This is a genomic window from Streptomyces sp. NBC_00385 (genome assembly GCF_035917155.1).
Taxonomy (GTDB): Bacteria; Actinomycetota; Actinomycetes; order Streptomycetales; family Streptomycetaceae; genus Streptomyces; species Streptomyces poriferorum.
Genome location: NZ_CP107951.1, coordinates 4,961,673 through 4,980,241, shown reverse-complemented (window position 1 = coordinate 4,980,241; position 18,569 = coordinate 4,961,673). Strand labels below are relative to the sequence as shown.

Genomic DNA, 18,569 nt, shown 5'->3' with positions numbered 1-18,569 from the left:
GCCCTATCCGGCGGCGTCATCCGGACCCGGGTCGTCGAGCGATGTGTGTGCCAGGAAGTCCTGATCAGCCGAGTACTCGCCTTGGGCGAGCGTGCCGATCATGGCGAGTCCTGCGGCTGTGCCGAGCGCCCACACCCAGGTCAGGGCAGTTCCGAGCGGATCGGATAACGCGAGCCGGATCACGTGGCCGCTGCTTCCTGGGCCTTCGCGCGCAGGGCGACGGCCCGCTCCAGCTGGGCGCTCAGCAGGAGGACTCTGCCCGGGTCCATTTCGAGGGTTGTGGTGGTCTTCGTACCGTCGAGGAAGCAGACCTCGATCGCCAGGGCAGCGTGCCCGGTCCGTCGGTCGTAACGGGGGTCCTTGTCCAGGAGGGCGAGGCTGCGGACGATCGCAGTCGTCTGCCGGGAGTCACGTTCGGCCACCTTGTAGGGCGGCGGATTCTGCGTCGTCTCGCCCGCCGCCGAGGGCGGGATCGTGCGGCTGCGGTGGTCATGGCCCGTCGTCGTCACCGATGTTCCTCTCACGCGTCCGAGCAGGCATCAATAGGCCCTGAGCAGGGCCTGTTCGAGCCAATCGGAGATCCAGGGGGTGATGTTCAGTCAACGACGATCCGCGCTCCCGGGGCAGGGCCCAGGATGTAGTCCTGCGTAATCCCGCGTAATCCAGGTGGGGAGGGTGACGGGGTGCCGAAGAACCCGGCTGTCGCGGAGCTGATCAAGCAGGCTTGCCAGGAACGCGGCTGGGGCCCGTCAGAGTTGGCACGCGCGCTCGGACTGGCAGAGAGCGGCGACCCCCGTCGTCTGCAGCGCCAGCACGCTCGGCGCTGGATCGCGGGGGAGCGGACCCCCGACCACTGGTGGCCCTACATCGCGCAGGTATTGGGACTGGACCCGGAAGCGATCAACCTTCCAGAGATCGCGCCGACGGCACTCCACGCCGATACCGTGGCATCAGTCCTCCAGCTGGGAAGGAACGACGTGGACCGCCGGAACTTCATCCTCGCCTCCAGCGGATACGCCCTGTCTGCCCTCGGCCTGCCCGACATGGACAGCATCACCCGCCGGACCACAACCGTCTCGCCAGGGGCCGTCCGCGTCGGCAGGGGTGAAGTGGCAGCTGTGCGCCACATGGTGAAGGCCCTCGGCGACTCGGCGTCCGAACTAGGCGGCGGCCACGCGCGCCATCTCGCAGTCCGCTACCTGACCCAGGACGTCGCTCCCTGGCTGGAAGGCCGCTTCACCGAAGCCACCGGGCGCGAGCTGTTCGCCGCGACCTCCCAGCTGGTCCACCTCGCCGGCTGGATGGCCCAGGACGAAGGCGACACCCCAGAACTGCGTGGGCTCGCCCAGGGCTACTACGCCCACTCCTTCCGCCTGGCAGCCGAGGCCGGCGACGCGGAACTGTCCGCCACCGCCCTGCGGGGGCTCGCCGTCCAGTGCGTCGACCTGGGCTACCGAGCCGAGGCCGTCCAGCTCGGCGAAGCCTGCGTAGAGTACGGCCGCCACCTGGACAACCCGCGAGCCGTCGCCTACTACGAAGCCACCCTCGCCAACGCCGCCGCCCAGGACGACGACCGCAACATGGCGACCAAGCACCTCGCCATGTCCGAGACCGCCATCGGCAAAACCGCTACCGCAGGCAGCGACTCCTGGGCCGCCCACTACTCCCCCGGCCGCTGGGCCCACGAATCCGGCATGATCCTCTCCCGCCTCGGCGACCTCGACGCCGCCGAAGAACACCTCCACCTCGCCCTCGACATCCACGGCCTCGACCGCCGCCGCACCCGCGCCATCGTCCTCGCCGACCTCGGCGGCGTCCGCCTACGCCAAGGCGACGTCGACGGCGCCATGGCCACCTGGCGCGACTTCCTCGACTGCGCCGACGGCATCCGTTCGGTCAAGGTCCAGGCCGCGCTGCGGGACATGCACGTACGCCTGCGGCGGTACAGCGGAGTTCCTGAGGCGCAGGAACTCCGCGAACGAGCAGCACGCGTCACTGCCTGATTTGACGAGGGCCGGAGAGCAGCGCGGCCGGTCACCGCTGGGCATCGTCAGCTAGTGGCCGCCTGTCCGCACTCCGCACCGCACCTGCGACCACTGCCTCGGCACTCGTCCCCACGCTCGCCAATCGTCACGACGACGATCGGCAACGTCTGCATGGCGGGATACGCGCTTCTCCACCTGCGCTGGAATGGGGACACCCCCGGCTCATGTGGCCGCCACCGCTCCGCCGCCCGACCGACGACGAGCGACGGAGGCTGGCGTTGGGCGTTGTGCGGGGCCGTGGGGGGCACGGCCACGACCTGGCGCTGAGGGCGCAGGCACTGAAACCGAGGCAGGGGGCACTGTCGCTGTCGCCGCGAGATCGTTCAGCGTGGCGTTCACAACCGGCCAGCACATGTCGAGCGTGTCGCGGTTCGGACTGTGTCCGGTCTTCTTCTCCGCCAAGGGATGGACGAGATTCCTGTAGTGCCGGACAAGCTCGGAGGCCAGCTTGGCATCGTGCTCGATCCATCTGTTCTTGAATGCGAACTCCACGAAGTCATTTAGCCCCATGCTTCGCAACGGCTTTGGCATGCGCTCGCCCGTCGTGCGGACCTGTGCCGCATGGGCGAGCACTCCCTCGAGAAGGCTGCCCAGCATGATGATCGCCGACGTGTAGGCGCCGTGCTCGTAGCAGGTGCGTGCCTCGTCCAGCCTAAGCTGCACAGCTGTAGCGAGATCCGGGTCGCTCACCACATCCTTCACAGCGACCTTCAGCTCGACACGCGGCAGCTGCAGTACCTCGTCTTCGAAACCGGCTTCGCAGCGGACGAGGGCCGGCTGACCTCCGTCCTCGCCGATCCGGCGCCCGTCGAGCACGAGTACCTCGTTAAGGCGCTTTAGCGTGGCGCGGTACTCATGCTGTTGGTTGTAGTACTCAAGGCGGTTCGCGAGGCGCAGGATTGCGCGCTTGGCGTCGTCCGTGCCGTCCTCCTGCCGCTCCTTGAGGAGTTCCCGGGCCCACTTGTGTCTAGGTGTGCCGTCGTAATCCGGAACGTCGTCCCAGCCCGCCCGCTGAAAGAACGCAGCAATCTCGTACCCCTTCCGGTAGAGAAGCGGCGTCTCGTCCCCGCAGATCAGGTGGGCGATCTCTGTCAGCGTGCTGTCGTCAAAAATCTCTTTCACATCAGACTCCTTCGAGATAGACGGACGCATCCTCATCGAGCATGGCGTCGAGTTCATGGGCGGTGAGGTCGGCATCATCCGCCTCGACCGGGACCCATGTGCTCGCCGATACGCCCTGGGTCTGCTCGATGACCCCGGGCCGGATGCCCAGAGCGTCAAGGCGCTTCCACAGCGGCGCTAGCGAATCCTCCGGGGACAGAGCGAACTCGCTACTCCGGACACGCCAAAACTGCCAGCCTGCCCGGCGCAGTTCCCGCTCTCGCTCGTAGTCGTCACGGATCTGGTCAGGGGAGGAGTGATACGGGCTGCCGTCGCACTCCACGGCGAGGCGCCCCGTCTCTCCGACGACGACGAGGTCGATACGTTTGCCGCTGGCCTTCCACTGCGGGACGACGTGATAGCCGTTTTCTTTGATTCTGCGAAATACCCGCTGCTCAAACAGAGAGTCGAACGGTTCGCATCGATCGTCGGGTGACACCGTGGATAGGCCGGGAGAGGTTCCCTGGAGTTCCGGCGGCGCCTGCATATAGGTAAGCAGAGAGTGGCGCAGGTCCTTGCTGCGCAGCTGGTCCGGCGTGACGGAGGTGAACAGCCACATCTGGTCACGGGCCCGGCTGGCGGCCACGTTAAATCGCCTTCCGTCGCCCTGGCCAGTCAGGGCCCGAGTGTTGTCAGCATCGACTACCAGAGAGAGCAGGATGACATCCCGTTCATCCCCCTGAAACTGTTCGGCCGTGCCCACTCGCATGTTGTGCCGCTCCTGGACCGCGGAGTCGATCCGTGTGTCGATGAGATTTTCAAGCAGCCGCGTCTGGTGTCCGGAACGGAGCACGATCACTCCGAGACTCTTTTTCGCGTACGCCTTATCCTCTGCGAGTTCCTGCAACTTGGCGACGATGCGCTCAGCCTCTGGCCGGTTGATCAGCGTCTCTCGCCGTCCTTCGCAGTGGCCTTCATGGACGTGGACGACTTCGAGGGGCCGTAGCCGGTCCGCTCCGTACTGCCGCAGGGGTACTAGTTCGTTATCGGGATAGAACTGAGCGGAGGACCACTTGATGATCTCTGGCATGCATCGGAAGTGCTCGGTGAGTCGGATCGTCTCGCTGAATCGCGCGGACAGCAGATCGTAGAGGTTCGACTTGGGACTGAGCCCGTCCCGCTGCCAGTCGGTGAGATGGGGCAGGAGTGAGTCGAGGAGTTCGTTGAAGCGCTCGTGCTTACCGCCCGTGTAGAACGGAACACACTGCTTGTCGTCACCCACGACGATGACCCTCGGAGCGAGCCACAGCAGCATCAGGCCATCCAAACCGACCTGGCTTGCCTCGTCCACGATGACGACATCGAAGGCGTCCGGTTCGGGATCGATCATTTCGGCTACTTGCTTTATCGGCATAACCCACGCCGGCACCGCTTCACGTGCGTCACGCATCGCGGAACGAGCCGCTTTAAGATGCCGTTTGCCGAGTGCCGTCATTCCCCTGCCGGCGTTCGCCGTGGCCGACGCGTAGGCACTCAGTGCCTGCTTCTGGCCGGCCGTCATCCGGTCCAAGCAGTGGTACAGCGCTCTGTCGGCCGCCAGTTGGGTCACCGTGCTCTTCAACTGCGCCTCGACCGCTTCCAGCTCCCCTTCCAGCTTGGGTTCCCTGCCAGGTGTCAGCATCGTGTCCTGGAAGGTACGCGCACGCCGCCACGCCCAGGCACCGTCCAAGTGCACGAGGCGGCTCTCCCAAGCCTCATCGGTCGGGGACTCGGCAAAGCGACGGGACAGTTCGGGGTGATCCCCGGACAGTCGGTCCAGGAGTTTGCGGGCCTCCCGGCGATCGGCCTCGCGATGGAACGCCTCGGTCAGTGACTCGATCGCGGCCCCGTACGCTTGCGGATCACGGGTGGTGACGGCTCGGTGCACCTCCGTCAGCTCAGCCACTCCGTTGGCATCGGGTCGCGGCAGCTGCTCGCCGATCGACCGGAGCCTCTCCTCCGCCGCTCGGGCCTGCAGCAGCAGTCCCGCACAGTTCGCCGATGTACGGACGTCGTCCCACTGCTGCGCCGTCCGCACTGTGGCCTTGATGCGGGCCTTGAGTAGAACGTCGTGCAGCGTACGCACGGACTGAGTGAACCCGTCCACCGCACGGAGGGTCGGCACCCGGTCCAGCAGCTCCGACAGAGCGACCTCCGTGGAACCCTCGGCGGCAGGTGCGCCGACACTCTGCCAGCGCTCGTTCAGCTGCCGAACGCACTGGCGTGCGGCCAGGTGAGCCACGAGTGCGGAGATCTCCTCCGGCGTACTGGGCAGTCGCCCGTCTACACGGCAACCTTGAAGCAGGACTTGGGCTTCCTTCTGGACCGGCTTCGGCACCAATTTCCGCAGCTTGCCGCCACCTCGCAGGAACTGTTCGAGGTCCCTCCCAGCGGCGATGAGGCGCGACTCCTCGGCGAGCGCCACGTCAGGTACGTCGAGCACGGCAAAGGGATTTCGCTGAAGCGCGCTTTGCGCCTCCTCAGCGCGTGCGGCCGACCGGCGCACTGCGTCCCACAACTGGCTACGCTGGCCGGCCATACCGTCTCCCAGGGCACGCGTGGTCCATTCGCCCGGCAACCACGCCGCTGGCTCACCTGGTAGCCCTTCACTCTGGAGCGCGTGCTCAGCTGCATCCAGAAGCTCTACCAACGTCGTGATCAGATCGGGCCCCTGATTCGCGAGTTCGACGGACAGCGTGTCGGATGATGCTTCGGCGCAGGAGCGCACCGCTGCGTCCAAGGTGCTGACCGCCTCTTCGAACAACACGGGTGACACAAAGTCTGCGGGGTCCGGGCAGCGAGCAGCATGCTCTTCCAGCACCCCAGCCCCATGCCGGGCCACTAGACCTAGTAAGCGCTGGGCCTCGTTCTCGCTGAACGAGGGTTCACGCGGTGCCGATGTGGGCAAGGCGGGCATCCAGTCATACTTCGGCGCACTGGCAGCGACGGTCTCCACGATCTCCGCGAGCCGCCCCTCGTAACCCGGTGCCACATCGAGGTGTTCGTACCACTCCGCCTCACGAACAGTGCGGAGTTCGTCCCGAAGCCGCGCGCGGGTGTCAGACAGCTTCGAGCGCAGCGCCTCATGACCCTTGATCCGAATGTCCAGACGCTCCGTCGACTGGGTGGCACTGAGCTGGGAGAGTGCGCGCACGGACTGCTCAAGGTCACCGCTGCCGTCCTCGCGCCGGCCGCCCTGGAGGACACATAGGCTGCGCAGCTCGGCGGGCAGCTGTTGCCTCAAGACCTTTAGTGCCTGGCTCTTCTCGCTCGTCACGAGCACCCTCTTGCCATCCGCCAACAAGGCACACACGAGATTGGCGATGGTGTGCGTCTTTCCCGTGCCGGGCGGCCCCTGAACGACGACGCCGGTATCGGTCTGCAGGCGCCTAAGCACCTCCCGCTGGGCTTCGTTCGACAGCAGCGGAAACAGCGGGTCGGGGCCGAGGGCGGGAGGCACATCCCGGCCACCCGCCGTGCCCCACACCCTGCGGTCCTCCGCTTCCAGCTTGTACAACAACTGAGCCAGCCCTAGGGGGGCTATGGCGCCAGGCTTGGAAAGGCGGTTCGCGATGCCATCGTAGAAGTTCACGAGGGCGCCCTGGCCCCGCTGACGGAGAATGATCGCCGGCGTGAACCCGAGTGTGGGCACCGGCAGCGCCGGGTCGGCAGGCGGGCGGCCCCAGCCGTGGTGGAAACCCACCGCGCGATCGGTACCAAATGCCCTCTCCGCCCAAGCAGCCAGCGCATCCTGGGAGTCACGGGACAGCGGATGGAATCCTTCCGCGTCGACACGGTCCCGCAGCGCGCCCAGTAGTCGTGTGCTGTATCCCTCGTCCGCGTCGAGGAACTCGCTGTCCTCCAGCCGCGCAGGGTCGCCGGGCGTGAGAGCGACGGTGATGGTCATATTGACGGAATTCATGGTGAGCATCAGCGGCGCCGTCAGGATATGCCGGGCTATCCGCGCCGACGGACGCACAGATCCGATATTCAGCAATCCGGCCCCCAGCACAGCCTCGTATTCCTCGCCGTCCTGCTGAATCCTGGTCACCATTCGGTATAGCTGCTGATGAAGTTCCCGATACGGCCGGTCAACACGCTCCTTTTCCGACCACTTACGCCACACGTCGAGCCATCGCGAGTAGGCCCGCAACACTTCGTGTGCTTCCTCCCGGAGGATTTCGGAAACCTCGAACAGGTCTCCGTTCTCGTCCTCCTGCCACCCCTGCCCCGGCCCCGACTCGGCTAGCGGTGGCGCTTCGGGCGTCGCGGTAGCGGCGGCCTCGGGGTCGACCCATCCCACCAGCACCTCGGGCAGTGCGGGAGCCGGCCTTGGCGGGCGGTGTGGCACCTTGAGCAGCAGCCGGTCACCGTCCGGGTGCCGCTGCAGCCTGTCGTCCGGCAGGCTGGAGAGCCAGAGGACCTCCGGATACTTCTGCCAATCCCGCACCGGCTTGTGCGAGCCGCGAACAATTTCGCGCATATATTCGATAAGTTGGCGCGTGCGGTGGACCGCCTCTGGATTGTTCGCACGAAGTGCAGCGTGAAGAGACACCTATCCCCCAGGTCATGGCTCGATGGAAAGCCTTCCAGGATGCGAGAAAGGAGCGGTTTCATCAACAGGGACCGGCGAGTAACGACGCGAACAAGCCGCATCCCGCGAAAGTTGGCTGTAACCCGGCCAATCGTTAGGTTCGATCGTTCAGCGGCGATTGCTCCTGGGTCAGGTGATTGGTTCGCCCCATTGGCGGTCGAGACCTGCTCGGGTCGCTCCGGCTGGCGCCGGGGTTCCACGACTCCCCGGGGTGATTTAGATCGATCTAGAGGATCGCGTAACCGGTGAGGCAGCTGCTGCGTTGCTCGGGCATGAGTCTGGCGCTTCAGCGGATGATCCGAAGTGGATCGAACCGTTCTCCGGGTTGACCGAGGTGCAGTTCGCCAGGCTGGTGGCTCTGGTTCGACGCTTCAGCGCGGTCGGCCGTTGTGGCTGCCGCTGGCGACGTGTTGGCGCACGGATTTAACGTTGTGGCGGGTGGGCCCGCTGTCCGGGGTGAGCGAGGGCGGCCCAGCACTGGTCGAGGGTGGTGCCGCCACGTAGCTCGGCCTGCCCTGCTCTGCTAATCCGTACTCCTGTCCGGTCGGAGGAAGTTTCCCGTACGGCAGGAGCGCGTTCGGTAATGTGACGCGGTGTACTTCACTACGGCGCCCAACGCGCGGGAAGCAGCGCGTACTCGTCCAGGCATAGCCTGGATCGGAGACGACAACTGGGATGACTACGGGTTCAAGACGGTCTTCCATCTGCGTTGCTACAACGGTAGCCGCGGCGTCAACGTCGGCGCATTGAAGATCGGCTCCTTCGGTATGGAGGCCGGCCGGACTCCCCTACCTAGGCGCTTCGAAGCTCTCGAGCCAGGCTTTTTCTCCCTGGGGATCGATGAGAACTACTACGCAACGCTCCGTGACGAGTTCGATGACGAAACGCGCCTGGCCATCTTCTCCGGTCTGCGCGATGTTGCCTACGACGCTGAGCTCTTTGAACAAGCACGCAACGAACCCGTCATGCGGGAATCGCTGCTGCGCGGCACCGATGCCGATACGGTCCGTACGCAGTACCGCAGGATCGTCCAGGGCGGGCCCACACTCTCACGCTTCCAGGTCCGCTACCGGCAGGAGGCGCTGGCCGGGAGCGCCCCGACACTCACAATCGAGCTGACGGTAGACCCCGACAAGAACCCTCCCAGCAACATCCATGCGGTCACCGGAAGCAACGGCGTAGGCAAGACCCGCCTCCTACACAACATCGCCCAGACCACACTCGCACCACGCGGCAAGTGGCGCCGTAACTCGCTAGAGGACCGGCTCGACCACCGTCAGCATCCCTTCACCAATGTCGTGTACGTATCGTTCAGCGCATTCGACTCTCGAGGCCCGCACCAGGTCAGCAGATCGGTCACCCGGGTCGGTGACCGCGTCGACTACCAGTACGTTGGCCTGAAAACAGCTGATGGTGCGGGAGTGAAGAGCTATGTCGCTCTGGGCTCCGAGTTCGCTGAGTGCGTACAGAGGTGCGTGGAAGACCACCCTGCGAAGGCTCGCCGTTGGAGGGACGTCCTGGCCAAGCTCGAAGAGACTGATCCTCTCTTCGAGGACCTGGAGATCACGCGCCTCGCGCGCGCCCAGGACCGGCCGGACCCCGAGCAGGTCTTCGACGGACTCAGCTCGGGACACAAAATCGTTCTACTGACCCTGGCCCGGCTGGTGCAGCACACCACCGAACGCACCCTCGTCCTGATCGACGAACCGGAGGCCCATCTCCACCCCCCGCTGCTGTCGACGTTCGTGCGAACCCTGTCCGAGCTGCTGGGAGACCGTAACGGCATCGCGATCATCGCCACCCACTCGCCCGTAGTACTCCAGGAGACGCCCCGTGAGGCAGTCTGGACCCTACGCAGGGCGGGCGATGATCTACGTGTCGATCACCCGGAAATCGAAACGTTCGGCGAGAACGTCGGAGTGATCACCCGGGAGATCTTCGGATTGGAGGTGCGCCGCACAGGGTTCAACCGACTGATCCAGTCGCTCGCCGATGACGGCATGTCGTTTGAGGACATTCTGGAAGAATTCGATGACCAGCTGGGTGCCGAAGGGCGGGCACTGGCCCGCTCCGCGACCCGCCGCCGCGAAAGCGGGCACTGATGCGCCGACTCGACCCTCCTCAGATCGGAACGCCAGAAGCGTTCCGTATGTGCATCAGTACGAAGATCAGCCTGCCGATGTGGACTCTACTCAACAGTTATGAGTTGAGAGTTGTGATCGCCGCCGGTGCGTATGAGCAGGCATGCCGCACTTCCACGCTTCACCTGCTGCAGCCTGCCTCGTTCGCCCCCCTTCCGTCTAAGAAGCGCGATAGAGACGCGTTGATCGCCATGTACGAACGGCGGATGGGGCCACATCATCCTGGCCGCCCCGTGTACGAAGAGGCCCGCAATCGCAGAACAAAGTGCCCCATGTGCGGTGTCGGTGCGGTGCGTCAGGTTGATCACCATATGCCCAAGTCGATCTATCCCTACCTTGCCGCCGTACCGATCAACTTGCTGCCCATCTGCTCAGACTGCAACTTCGAGAAGAGGGACCGCGCACCGACCTGCTACGAGGAACAGACCCTCCACCCCTATTTTGATGACATCGACGACAACCGCTGGCTAAGGGCACGGTTGATAACTCGCTCGGCTGATGGCCGGGCCTATCAAGCGAATCACCTGGATAGCCCGGCGAGCTGGGCCATCGATTTCTATGTGGATCCGCCCGCATCATGGAACATGCAACTTGCGAAGCGCGTCAGATACCACTTCGAGACCTTCAAACTGGCCCAGCTGTATGAGGAACAGGTCGCTGACGACCTGCCGGGTATCGAGCTGTCGATCGAGGAAGCTTTCCAGGTCGGCGGAGCACCAGATGTCCGTGTGCACTTGGAAGGACTCGCACGCTCACGTGCCCGCCGGAACAAGAATTCCTGGATGGTGGCCCTGTATGAAGCGCTCGCCGCCCACGACTGGTTCTGCAGCGGGGGCTTCCGCCAGGTAGCAGCCGGATAAAGGCTGTCCGTATGGGCATGCATAACCCGCTAAGGGCCATGCTGTGCAATTGAGTGATGCCCAGCATGGCTTGTAAACGCCGCGGCTCCTGAGCGGGCTGTCACGCGGGATCTTCCCGTTCCTCAGTCGAGGCAGCGCACGCTCGACCCGTGCTCGGGCCGCGCGATGGACGGTGTTCTCCGACTCCTGCCACAGGCCAGGCGCCTCTGGCCGCGTCTTTGCGGTGCGGGATGAGCAGGCCGGCGCCCAGATATGAGTGCTGCCGTACGTCCGAGAAGGGCAGGCAACCGGGCTTCAGCCCCAGTCCGGCCTCAGTCCCGGCCCCTCAATCGTCGTTGCCGCGGCTGATGCGTTCGCGCAATCTCAGTAGACCCGTACGTTCGGTGGAGTAGCCCACTGCCTTCAGTGCCTTAGTGCCACGTGGCGCGAGGCTACTCCATTTCGTGCCACTTGCTTCGACGGCCTCGCGTACGGCCTTCCCCATCCCCGTGGGGACCGACTGCATCACTTGCGGCAGGTAGAGGATGGCGAACTCGGCCGCTCCCTGGTTCGCCTCAAGCATGGGTAGGAGGATCTGCTGAATCAGATCGCGTCGTGCAGCAACAGATGTGACGTTCGCAGCCTTCCACAGGTCGAGGATGGCTCGGCGGTCGGGATTTCTTGATGCGCCGGTATACCTGTCGATTAGCAGCTCGGCTGTGAAGGTGTCTGGGAGTGATGGCCATCCGGCTGCGGTCAGCGTCTGCTCCGGCAGGCGAGTGCCCGGGCCTCCAAGCAGATCCCTCCAGAAGGCGGCCCGGTACTGCGCGGGCAGATCGGCCAGCCGTGAGGCCACTGCTTGGAGCAGCGTCGCGTTAGTCTGCAGCGACGGCTGTTGCCGCAAGCCTGCCGAAACGGCTGTGAGCAGATCTGTAGCCGAGGGCCTTTCGAGAGCGATCCAGGCAGCCAACGTTTCGCCGACATGGTTGGGGCGCCTACGGACGTGGGCGGCCATTTCCGCCGCCGACGGCAATGCCTGAAGGCCGTCCCTGTCGACGCCGCCAGTCAAGAGCGAATGGCTCGCGCGGATACGTAGGCGGGTGTGCTCAAGTTCTGGGAGCCAGTTGCAGTTATCCAGGGCCTCCACCAGAGCGCGGGCCCTCTCGGTACTCAGCGGTGGCGATCCGGGAGAGTCCAGGTCACGAAGGCAGTCGATCAGTAGCGCCTCAACGTAGGACAAGATCGCACCATCCTCCGAAACGACGAGGTCGTCACCATCGGCGAGCAACTCGGCAAGTGCTGACGCCTGGTGAGAAACAAGGTCTGCGCGCCTCAACAATCCGCCGTTCTCCAACGGCTCAAGCGCGCCGAGCAACCGTAGCTGCTCTGTAGCTTCCTCGTCGGTCGAGGGCCGGAACAGCGACGGCAGGACGAAGGCCGTGATGTGCGGATAGCGGTCGGGGGGCTGAGTGTCGAAGAGCCGCATAAACCCGTCCGCAGCGCTAGCGACCACTTCTGGCTCTAGGGCGTTCTTACGATTGCTGACTCTTCCCCACAGCACCTCCAACAGCTTTTCGAACTCCTCCGTCATATTGTCGATGGAGGAGCGGGGATCCAACATCCCCAGCCAATCTGGCCACTGGTCGGTCGAACGTCGCGAGGCGCTGGAGAGAATCGCCCGAGCCAGAGCCTCTTCCCTGACTGCGGGGATAGCATCCGCTTTCTTCTCAACGATGGACCGGCAGAGTTGGTTGTCGGACGCCAGCAGCAATTCCACGACGACATGTGCCGCATCGGGACTTTCCTCGCACCAATGCTCGAGAAGCCGTTCCAGTCTCTGCAGCGCCTCGTCAGGAGATCTTGGCTCTGTTGAGGCATCCGTTGCTGCGGCTCCCGGCTGAGCTTCTGCTTCTCTCCACGCTTCGTGCTGCTCGATCAGCGCTCGCAGGTCCTTCGCGACAACGGGACCGACCTGCGTCATAAGAGTCGCGGCTTCCGAGGAGGGAAGTTCGGCAAGCATGTCCACCAGGTGTTCCTCCTCACCCAGAAGGTGCCCGGACACCAACTCCTCGACGAGGCTAGGGTCTGCTGCCAAGGCCGGCTCGACATGACGAATCACCATGGCGGCTACCAGAGCGCTCTTTCTGACCAACGAGTGTCGTAGGACCGTCGTGCGCATCTCAAGAGCGGCCGGGCGGTCACTCGCCAAAGCTAGCCGCCAGCAACCCTCCAGCACCTCGTCCGGAAGTGCATGGGCAGAGTTGGTCAGGATCGGTGTCAGCGTCTCGACCGCGATGTCCGCAGCGCCGTTCAGTGGGATAGTTGTGTCACCACAGACCGCTAGAACGGCATAGGCAACGTTCTCCTCCTCCAGCCCGATCGCGTCCCGGGCCTGCTGAGTCAGAAGGGCCAGCGCGGCGGGACGGTCCTCGACGGCGAGGCCACCGATGGACGCAAGCACCTCGTCCAACTCGGCGTTCTGGGCATGCTGCTCCAGCGTCTCAGCCACGACGGCCGGCAGCCCGAACACGCTGCCGCTGGTCTCCAGGAAGATCAGGTCACGGCCCGGGCCCGGAAACTTCCGTGTCCGCTTGAGATAGGCCACGAGCTGCTGGCCATGTCGCTTTCGGACGTCAACTGCTTTCTCATCCCCCTCCTCGTTGGGGTCTTCAGGGTCACTAAGTCGCCGATCGACGTCGGCATCGAGATTCGCGTACCTGCCCGCCGCCTGCCTGACCTCTTCTCCCACGTGGCCCAGGTCGGCCCGGGGATTGGCGTCCAGGGCAAGTACGTACTCGCACAGCCTGTGGTCGAGCAGCAGATCCCTGGCGAAAAGCGGGAATTCCACCCGAAGACAGGTCAGTTTGGCTATCTCCTCGACCCGCGTAGCCGGGTCGGTCTCTAGCAGCCCATCCGCTGCCCTCCGCTGGGCCAGCCGGTAGGTCAGGGCGAACGTGTTCAGAAGTGCCTTCACCCGGCGGGGACTGCGCACATGCGACGGCACGAGGACACTCACCACCAGGTTGACATCTATGGCCGCCCACAAACCGTCCCGTCCACGGACCAGATCAGCGGCGAAGCTGGTCACCTTGGGCACCAGCAGGGGCGGGAGGCTGAGCTGGTACTGGAATACCTTGTCCAGATAGCCGCTTCCGCTGCTGTAGTACGGATTGACGGAGTCGTTAGGAGTGGCCTGTTGCAGAGCGCGTGTGAGTGCCTCCTCCAGAACCTGCTGGTCGGCGGCAACGATGAAGACGCAACCGCCGACGCCTAGAAAGGTGCGCAGAGCGTCGAGCGTGGCCACAACGTCGGAGGGTTTACACCTGTCCAACTCGTCAACGAACACGACGATGCGCTCCACGCCGGCACGCGCGACGAGATCGGCGAAGATCCGCTCGAACTGCTCGTCGCTGTCAGCAGCTTCCGTCTTGTGCTCGCGTGTGAGGGTCCGAGAGACCAGCACCATCAGGGAGGTCAACAGGACCGCAGGCGCCATCCCCGCCCTCAGCGCTCCTGCGGCCATGTCAGCGAACGTGGGCCGGAACGCTCCTCCATGCAGCCAGGCGAACAGCGCCATCGCGACGCCAAATAGAGCAATGACAGCTCCGAAAGACAAGCCGAACATCCTCAGAAGACGCCCTACGTCGTTCCGCCCAAATTGAAGCTTCACGGCGACCCGTCCGCCATACAGCTCCTCGTGGAACTTTGCGTCCTTGATTCCCAGGGCGGTCGCGGCCGCGATGATGAAGTTCCTGCGCAGCGGATTTTCCGCATACTTGAAGGCGTCGAAGCGGACGAACCGCACACCCTCCTGCTTATCGAGCAAGCCCTTCAGGAGGTTGGCCACACCAGACTTGCCGGAGCCCCAAGGGCCCCAGACCGCAATGTTGGTCGGCGTGGGCACCGACAGGACCACGTCTAGGAGTTGATCGGCGATGTGACCGTGAGCAAGCCGGTCACTCCGCGCACTCTCCACCTCGCGGTCCCGGATGAGGTCGTCCGGCGCCATACGGCCACTGTCCCCATGTACCACTGCTGCCCCACTCTCGACCTCTGCGCCCACATCCCCTTGAAGTGCACGGCCTTCACCGCTACTTCACCAGGGCTCCACAATATGTGGCAGCACTGACAATGGGATGCCCCCTGTGCTCACGGTGTTCTGCCTGGGCGCACGACGGAAGCGAGCATTGCTGCCACGATCCCGGGTATGTGTCGGCGAGAAGCCAGCAACTGATACCTCGATCAGCTGTCCACGCCTCCCACACCCCTAACGAGGGGCGGGATCACAAACGCCCCGCCCAGCGGGATGAGATGCGTGCGCGATGCGTGAGCGGACAGTCCGGCACAGTGCCTCAGGAGCCGGATGGGGTACAACGCCAGAGGGCGCTGATCAGGCAGAACAACACCCTGCGGCACGCTAGAGCACCCTCCGGCAAGGATTCGATCCCACTCCTCAAGCGGGTGTCGCAGGTTCGAATCCTGCCGGGGTGCAAGCGAAGGCCCCGGAGCAGGCCATTACCGACTCCCCTGGGCGATCTCATATCCAAGATCCGAAGGTACGAAATGCCTCCACCCTGAGTGCCGGTCGCAGTTGTCCGGTACTCGTTCATCGGCGGGGCAAAGCACATGCGATGAGCGTCCGGCGCTGTCAGGCTGCGCGCCATGAACCGCGAAAAGATCTCTCAGTCGGCACACGCTGATCACCCCATCAACAGCCCTCTTGACGATGATTCGGTGCGTCGGCTGCTTCACCGAACCGTGGATCGAGGAGATGCACGCGTGCTCGACCTCGGCTGCGGCGAGGCGGCTTGGCTCCACCCACCGCTCGCAGTGGCTGCACAGCTATCGCGACAGCTTCGGCTTCATCACCCTTGTACTTCGCCGAACCTCCGAGTGACCACCGCGGGCGGCAGGCTCTGAATCCGGCTCTGACCAGACTTGCGTGAAGCTCGGCCCGGTGACCAGGTCCGGCGGCCGCCCAGGGACCGTGGCTCTAATCTGGCGAGGTGATGAATCCGGAGGGGAGCCTGGTGCCGCGCCCGGGCGCGCGCGTGGTGTTGCTGGACGACGCCAGTCGACTACTGCTGTTCTCTGCCCTGAACAAGGAGGACGGTTCCGTTCGGTGGTTCACCCCTGGAGGCGGACTCAAGCCGGGCGAAAGCCACGAGCAGGCAGCCCTGCGGGAGTTGCGAGAAGAAACCGGGCTGACGAACCTCTCGCTGGGTCCGGAGATCTGGCGAGGGCGTCCGTGGACAACGGTCCGGAGCGGCGTCGCTTATGAGGTTCGCCAGCGCTACTACATGGCCCGGACGCCTGCGTTCCAGGTCGATACCTCGGCATTCGAGGAGATCGAGAAGGCCGCGATCACCGGGCACCGCTGGTGGACCATAGCGGAACTGGCCGCGACCTCGGACGTGCTGCGCCCGGCTGAGCTGCCGAACCTGTTGGCGTCCCTGCTGACCGACGGCCCACCGGACCGGCCGATCCCCGTCGACGGCTGAGCCGACGTCCCTAAGGCCACCGCCGGCCCATAGCCGGTCCTGCCGCTGGTGCACCCAAACGACCAACACAGCGGCAACGCGCAGTGCCGGAGGCCCTCGGTGGTCCGTCCGACCTCGGACCGGTCGGCAAACGGGCCGAGGATGCGTTGCTGTGTGCGGTAGTCCCACTGCCCGATGATCTCACCGCGCGCGCCGAGTCCGACCCCGTCCCGGTTATTGACGTGTCATCGCCAATCGTGGCTTGATGAACGATACGCAGCGTGGGAGCGCTCCCACGTCGCGTGTACCCGCACCCCCCGCCTCCGCCCCACTTCGGGAAGGAACCCCGTGCGCAGCAGACACCGCCCCCTCCTCGCCACTCTCCTGGCCGCCCTCCTCGCCTGCGTTGCAGGTTTAGGCCTGGCAGGCGCCCCGTCCGCCACCGCCGCCGCGAACGCCGCCGCCCCGGTGCGGATCATGCCGCTCGGCGACTCCATCACCGGGTCCCCGGGCTGCTGGCGTTCCCTCCTCTGGGACCAACTGCAGAAGGCCGGATACACCGACATCGACTTCGTCGGCACCCTGAACGCCCAGAGCTGCGCCCTCACGCACGACGCCGACAACGAGGGCCACGGCGGCTACCTGGCCACCACCACCGCCGACCAGAACCTGCTGCCCGGGTGGCTGGCGGCGACCGCGCCGGACATCGTGGTGATGCACTTCGGGACCAACGACGTCTGGAGCAGCATCGCACCGGACACCATTCTTGCCGCGTACACCAAGCTCGTCGGCCAGATGCGGGCCGCCAACCCGGCGATGAAGGTGCTGGTCGCCCAGATCATTCCGATCAATCCGAGCAGCTGCGCCGAGTGCGCCGCGCGTACGGTCGCCTTCAACGAGCGCATTCCGGCCTGGGTCCAGGGCATCACCACCGCGGAGTCGCCGGTCACCGTCGTCGACCAGTGGACCGGCTTCGACACGGCCACCGACACCTACGACGGCGTCCACCCCAACGCCTCCGGCGACGCCAAGATGGCGGCCCGTTGGTACCCGGCGCTGTCGGCCCTGCTCACCCCGGGAGGCCCGGTGGACCCCGAGGAGCCCGGAAGCGGGGGCTGTTCGGCGGCCTTCCGAACGGTGTCGGCGTGGCAGGGCGGGTACCAGGGTGAGGTGACGGTCACCAACACGTCTGCCACGAAGCAGACTTCCTCCTGGGCGGTGACCCTCGGACTCCCGGCGGGCAGCCGGCTCACCCAGGTCTGGAACGGCGCGCTGACCGGGACCACCGTGCGCGACGCCGGGTGGAACGGCACGCTGGCGGCGGGGGCGAGCACCACGTTCGGCTTCCTCGCGAGTACGCCGGAGGCGGCGGGCACGCCCTCTCTGGCGGCCTCGTGTACCGCCTCCTGATCCCCGGCCCCTGGTAGGGGGCCGGGTGCCCTGCCGTCCGGGTGGGCGGCAGGGCACCCGGCCGGCAGGGCGGCGCCCGTACGGCGGTGTCTACGGTTTGTGGGTCACCCAGAGCATTTCTGCCGGCCAGCGGTGTGCCCAGTCGGGCGGATCGGTCCGGTTGTAGCCGTTGGCCGTTCCGGGTTCCGGCCGCGGCTCGATGAGGTCGTCGATGACGAGCCCCGCGCCGCGCAGGACCTTGATCCAGTCGCCGTAGGTGAGCTGATAGCTGACCGCGCTCTGGCCTTCGGCGATGGCGTCCAGCCCGAAGTAGTCCTGCTGCAGCGTCGCCGTTGCGCGGCCGGCGGCTTCGTCGTAGCAGGCTTCGAACCAGGGGCTGGCGGTGTTGAACACCAGACGCCCACCGCGGCGCAGGACGCGTGCGGCCTGCGGGACGGCCAGGCTCGGGGGCGCCCAGCTGAGTCCGCCGTAGTCGCAGAACACCACGTCGAAGCTGTCGTCGGCGAACGGCAGCTGTTCGGCGGCGCCTTGCACCAACGGGTAGCGGGCCGCTCCCATCGCGCGAGCTGCCGCGGCGAGCTGGGCTTCGGACAGGTCGATCCCGACCACGGTGGCGCCTTCCGCGGCGAGCGCCCTGGACCACTGACCCGCGCCGCAGCCGAGTTCGAGGACGCGCTTGCCGGTCACGTCGCCCAGGGCGTGCAGGTGCGCGTCAGGGATGGCGTACGTGCCCCACAGCCGGGGCGTCGCGCCGATCTGCGGGTCGTGCTTCCGCTGGTAGGCGCCGCTGATCCGGTTCCAGAACCGCCGGTTGGCAGGAATGCTGTCCACGCGCCGACCCAAGCACTGCCTGCCGGGGCGGTCAACACGATTGCGCTGCGGCCGGGAGGGCTCACCGGTTCACGGGCGTCCTGTCCGTG

11 protein-coding genes, 1 tRNA gene and 2 pseudogenes are annotated in these 18,569 nt (G+C 65.5%); 8 read left to right on the top strand and 6 right to left on the bottom strand.

The genetic code is table 11. The annotated features are described in order from the left end of the window. Window positions 1–3 precede the first annotated feature (3 nt). Both OG959_RS22310 and OG959_RS22305 read right to left on the bottom strand, forming a co-directional pair. Window positions 4–183, bottom strand: coding sequence for a hypothetical protein (locus tag OG959_RS22310; protein WP_326661026.1), 180 nt, complete (start codon window positions 181–183; stop codon window positions 4–6). Continuing rightward, complete coding sequence (locus OG959_RS22305) at window positions 180–509, bottom strand: hypothetical protein (protein ID WP_326661024.1); 330 nt, start codon at window positions 507–509, stop codon at window positions 180–182. Before OG959_RS22305 ends, OG959_RS22310 begins: the two co-directional genes overlap by 4 nt. A gap of 174 nt (window positions 510–683) precedes the next feature. Here OG959_RS22305 and OG959_RS22300 point away from each other — a divergent pair, with 174 nt between their 5' ends. Continuing rightward, window positions 684–2,003: a tetratricopeptide repeat protein gene (locus OG959_RS22300; RefSeq protein WP_326661023.1), complete on the top strand. Its 1,320-nt coding sequence runs from the start codon at window positions 684–686 to the stop codon at window positions 2,001–2,003. Between the two features lie 204 nt (window positions 2,004–2,207). Here OG959_RS22300 and OG959_RS22295 read toward each other — a convergent pair whose 3' ends face one another. Beyond that, on the bottom strand, window positions 2,208–3,167 hold the full coding sequence (locus OG959_RS22295) for a hypothetical protein (protein WP_326661021.1): 960 nt from the start codon (window positions 3,165–3,167) through the stop codon (window positions 2,208–2,210). A 1-nt stretch (window position 3,168) separates the two neighbouring features. Beyond that, complete coding sequence (locus OG959_RS22290; RefSeq protein WP_326661020.1) at window positions 3,169–7,668, bottom strand: AAA domain-containing protein; 4,500 nt, start codon at window positions 7,666–7,668, stop codon at window positions 3,169–3,171. A gap of 373 nt (window positions 7,669–8,041) precedes the next feature. Between OG959_RS22290 and OG959_RS22285 the strand changes: the two are divergent. From OG959_RS22285 to OG959_RS22275, 3 genes and pseudogenes are all read left to right on the top strand, one after another. Then, window positions 8,042–8,244: pseudogene (locus OG959_RS22285) on the top strand (hypothetical protein); the annotation flags it as partial. A 128-nt stretch (window positions 8,245–8,372) separates the two neighbouring features. Next, the gene (locus OG959_RS22280) at window positions 8,373–9,881 is read left to right on the top strand and encodes an AAA family ATPase (RefSeq protein ID WP_326661018.1); all 1,509 of its coding nucleotides are present in this window, start codon (window positions 8,373–8,375) and stop codon (window positions 9,879–9,881) included. After that, window positions 9,881–10,780 carry a hypothetical protein gene (locus tag OG959_RS22275; protein WP_326661016.1) on the top strand — a complete coding sequence of 300 codons (900 nt, stop codon included), beginning with the start codon at window positions 9,881–9,883 and terminating at the stop codon, window positions 10,778–10,780. The genes OG959_RS22280 and OG959_RS22275 overlap by 1 nt, the downstream gene beginning before the upstream one ends. Window positions 10,781–11,105: 325 nt before the next feature. Here OG959_RS22275 and OG959_RS22265 read toward each other — a convergent pair whose 3' ends face one another. Continuing rightward, window positions 11,106–14,768 (bottom strand): KAP family P-loop NTPase fold protein, encoded by a 3,663-nt coding sequence (locus OG959_RS22265; RefSeq protein ID WP_326661014.1) that lies wholly within the window; start codon window positions 14,766–14,768, stop codon window positions 11,106–11,108. Window positions 14,769–15,181: 413 nt separating this feature from the next. Here OG959_RS22265 and OG959_RS22260 point away from each other — a divergent pair. The 4 genes and pseudogenes from OG959_RS22260 (at window position 15,182) to OG959_RS22245 (ending at window position 17,649) form a co-directional block, all read left to right on the top strand. Then, window positions 15,182–15,251 (top strand) — tRNA-Leu (locus tag OG959_RS22260). A 170-nt stretch (window positions 15,252–15,421) separates the two neighbouring features. After that, window positions 15,422–15,574, top strand: a pseudogene (locus OG959_RS22255) (SAM-dependent methyltransferase); the annotation flags it as partial. A 194-nt stretch (window positions 15,575–15,768) separates the two neighbouring features. Next, a complete protein-coding gene (locus OG959_RS22250) occupies window positions 15,769–16,260 on the top strand; it encodes an NUDIX hydrolase (protein ID WP_326666547.1) in 492 nt (163 codons plus the stop codon). A 456-nt stretch (window positions 16,261–16,716) separates the two neighbouring features. Further along, window positions 16,717–17,649, top strand: a complete 933-nt coding sequence (locus tag OG959_RS22245; RefSeq protein WP_442805609.1) for a GDSL-type esterase/lipase family protein — start codon at window positions 16,717–16,719, stop codon at window positions 17,647–17,649. Between the two features lie 90 nt (window positions 17,650–17,739). On the opposite strand, the gene OG959_RS22240 is transcribed toward OG959_RS22245, so the two are convergent. After that, the gene (locus tag OG959_RS22240) at window positions 17,740–18,480 is read right to left on the bottom strand and encodes a class I SAM-dependent methyltransferase (protein ID WP_326661011.1); all 741 of its coding nucleotides are present in this window, start codon (window positions 18,478–18,480) and stop codon (window positions 17,740–17,742) included. Window positions 18,481–18,569: the final 89 nt, after the last annotated feature.

What these genes read in the sequence shown, in the direction of transcription:
- OG959_RS22290 (WP_326661020.1), bottom strand. Translation starts at nt 7,668, where the DNA reads ATGCGCGAAATTGTTCGCGGCTCGCACAAGCCGGTGCGGGATTGGCAG.
- OG959_RS22245 (WP_442805609.1), top strand. Translation starts at nt 16,717, where the DNA reads ATGCCGCTCGGCGACTCCATCACCGGGTCCCCGGGCTGCTGGCGTTCC.
- OG959_RS22265 (WP_326661014.1), bottom strand. Translation starts at nt 14,768, where the DNA reads ATGGCGCCGGACGACCTCATCCGGGACCGCGAGGTGGAGAGTGCGCGG.
- OG959_RS22250 (WP_326666547.1), top strand. Translation starts at nt 15,769, where the DNA reads ATGAATCCGGAGGGGAGCCTGGTGCCGCGCCCGGGCGCGCGCGTGGTG.
- OG959_RS22275 (WP_326661016.1), top strand. Translation starts at nt 9,881, where the DNA reads ATGCGCCGACTCGACCCTCCTCAGATCGGAACGCCAGAAGCGTTCCGT.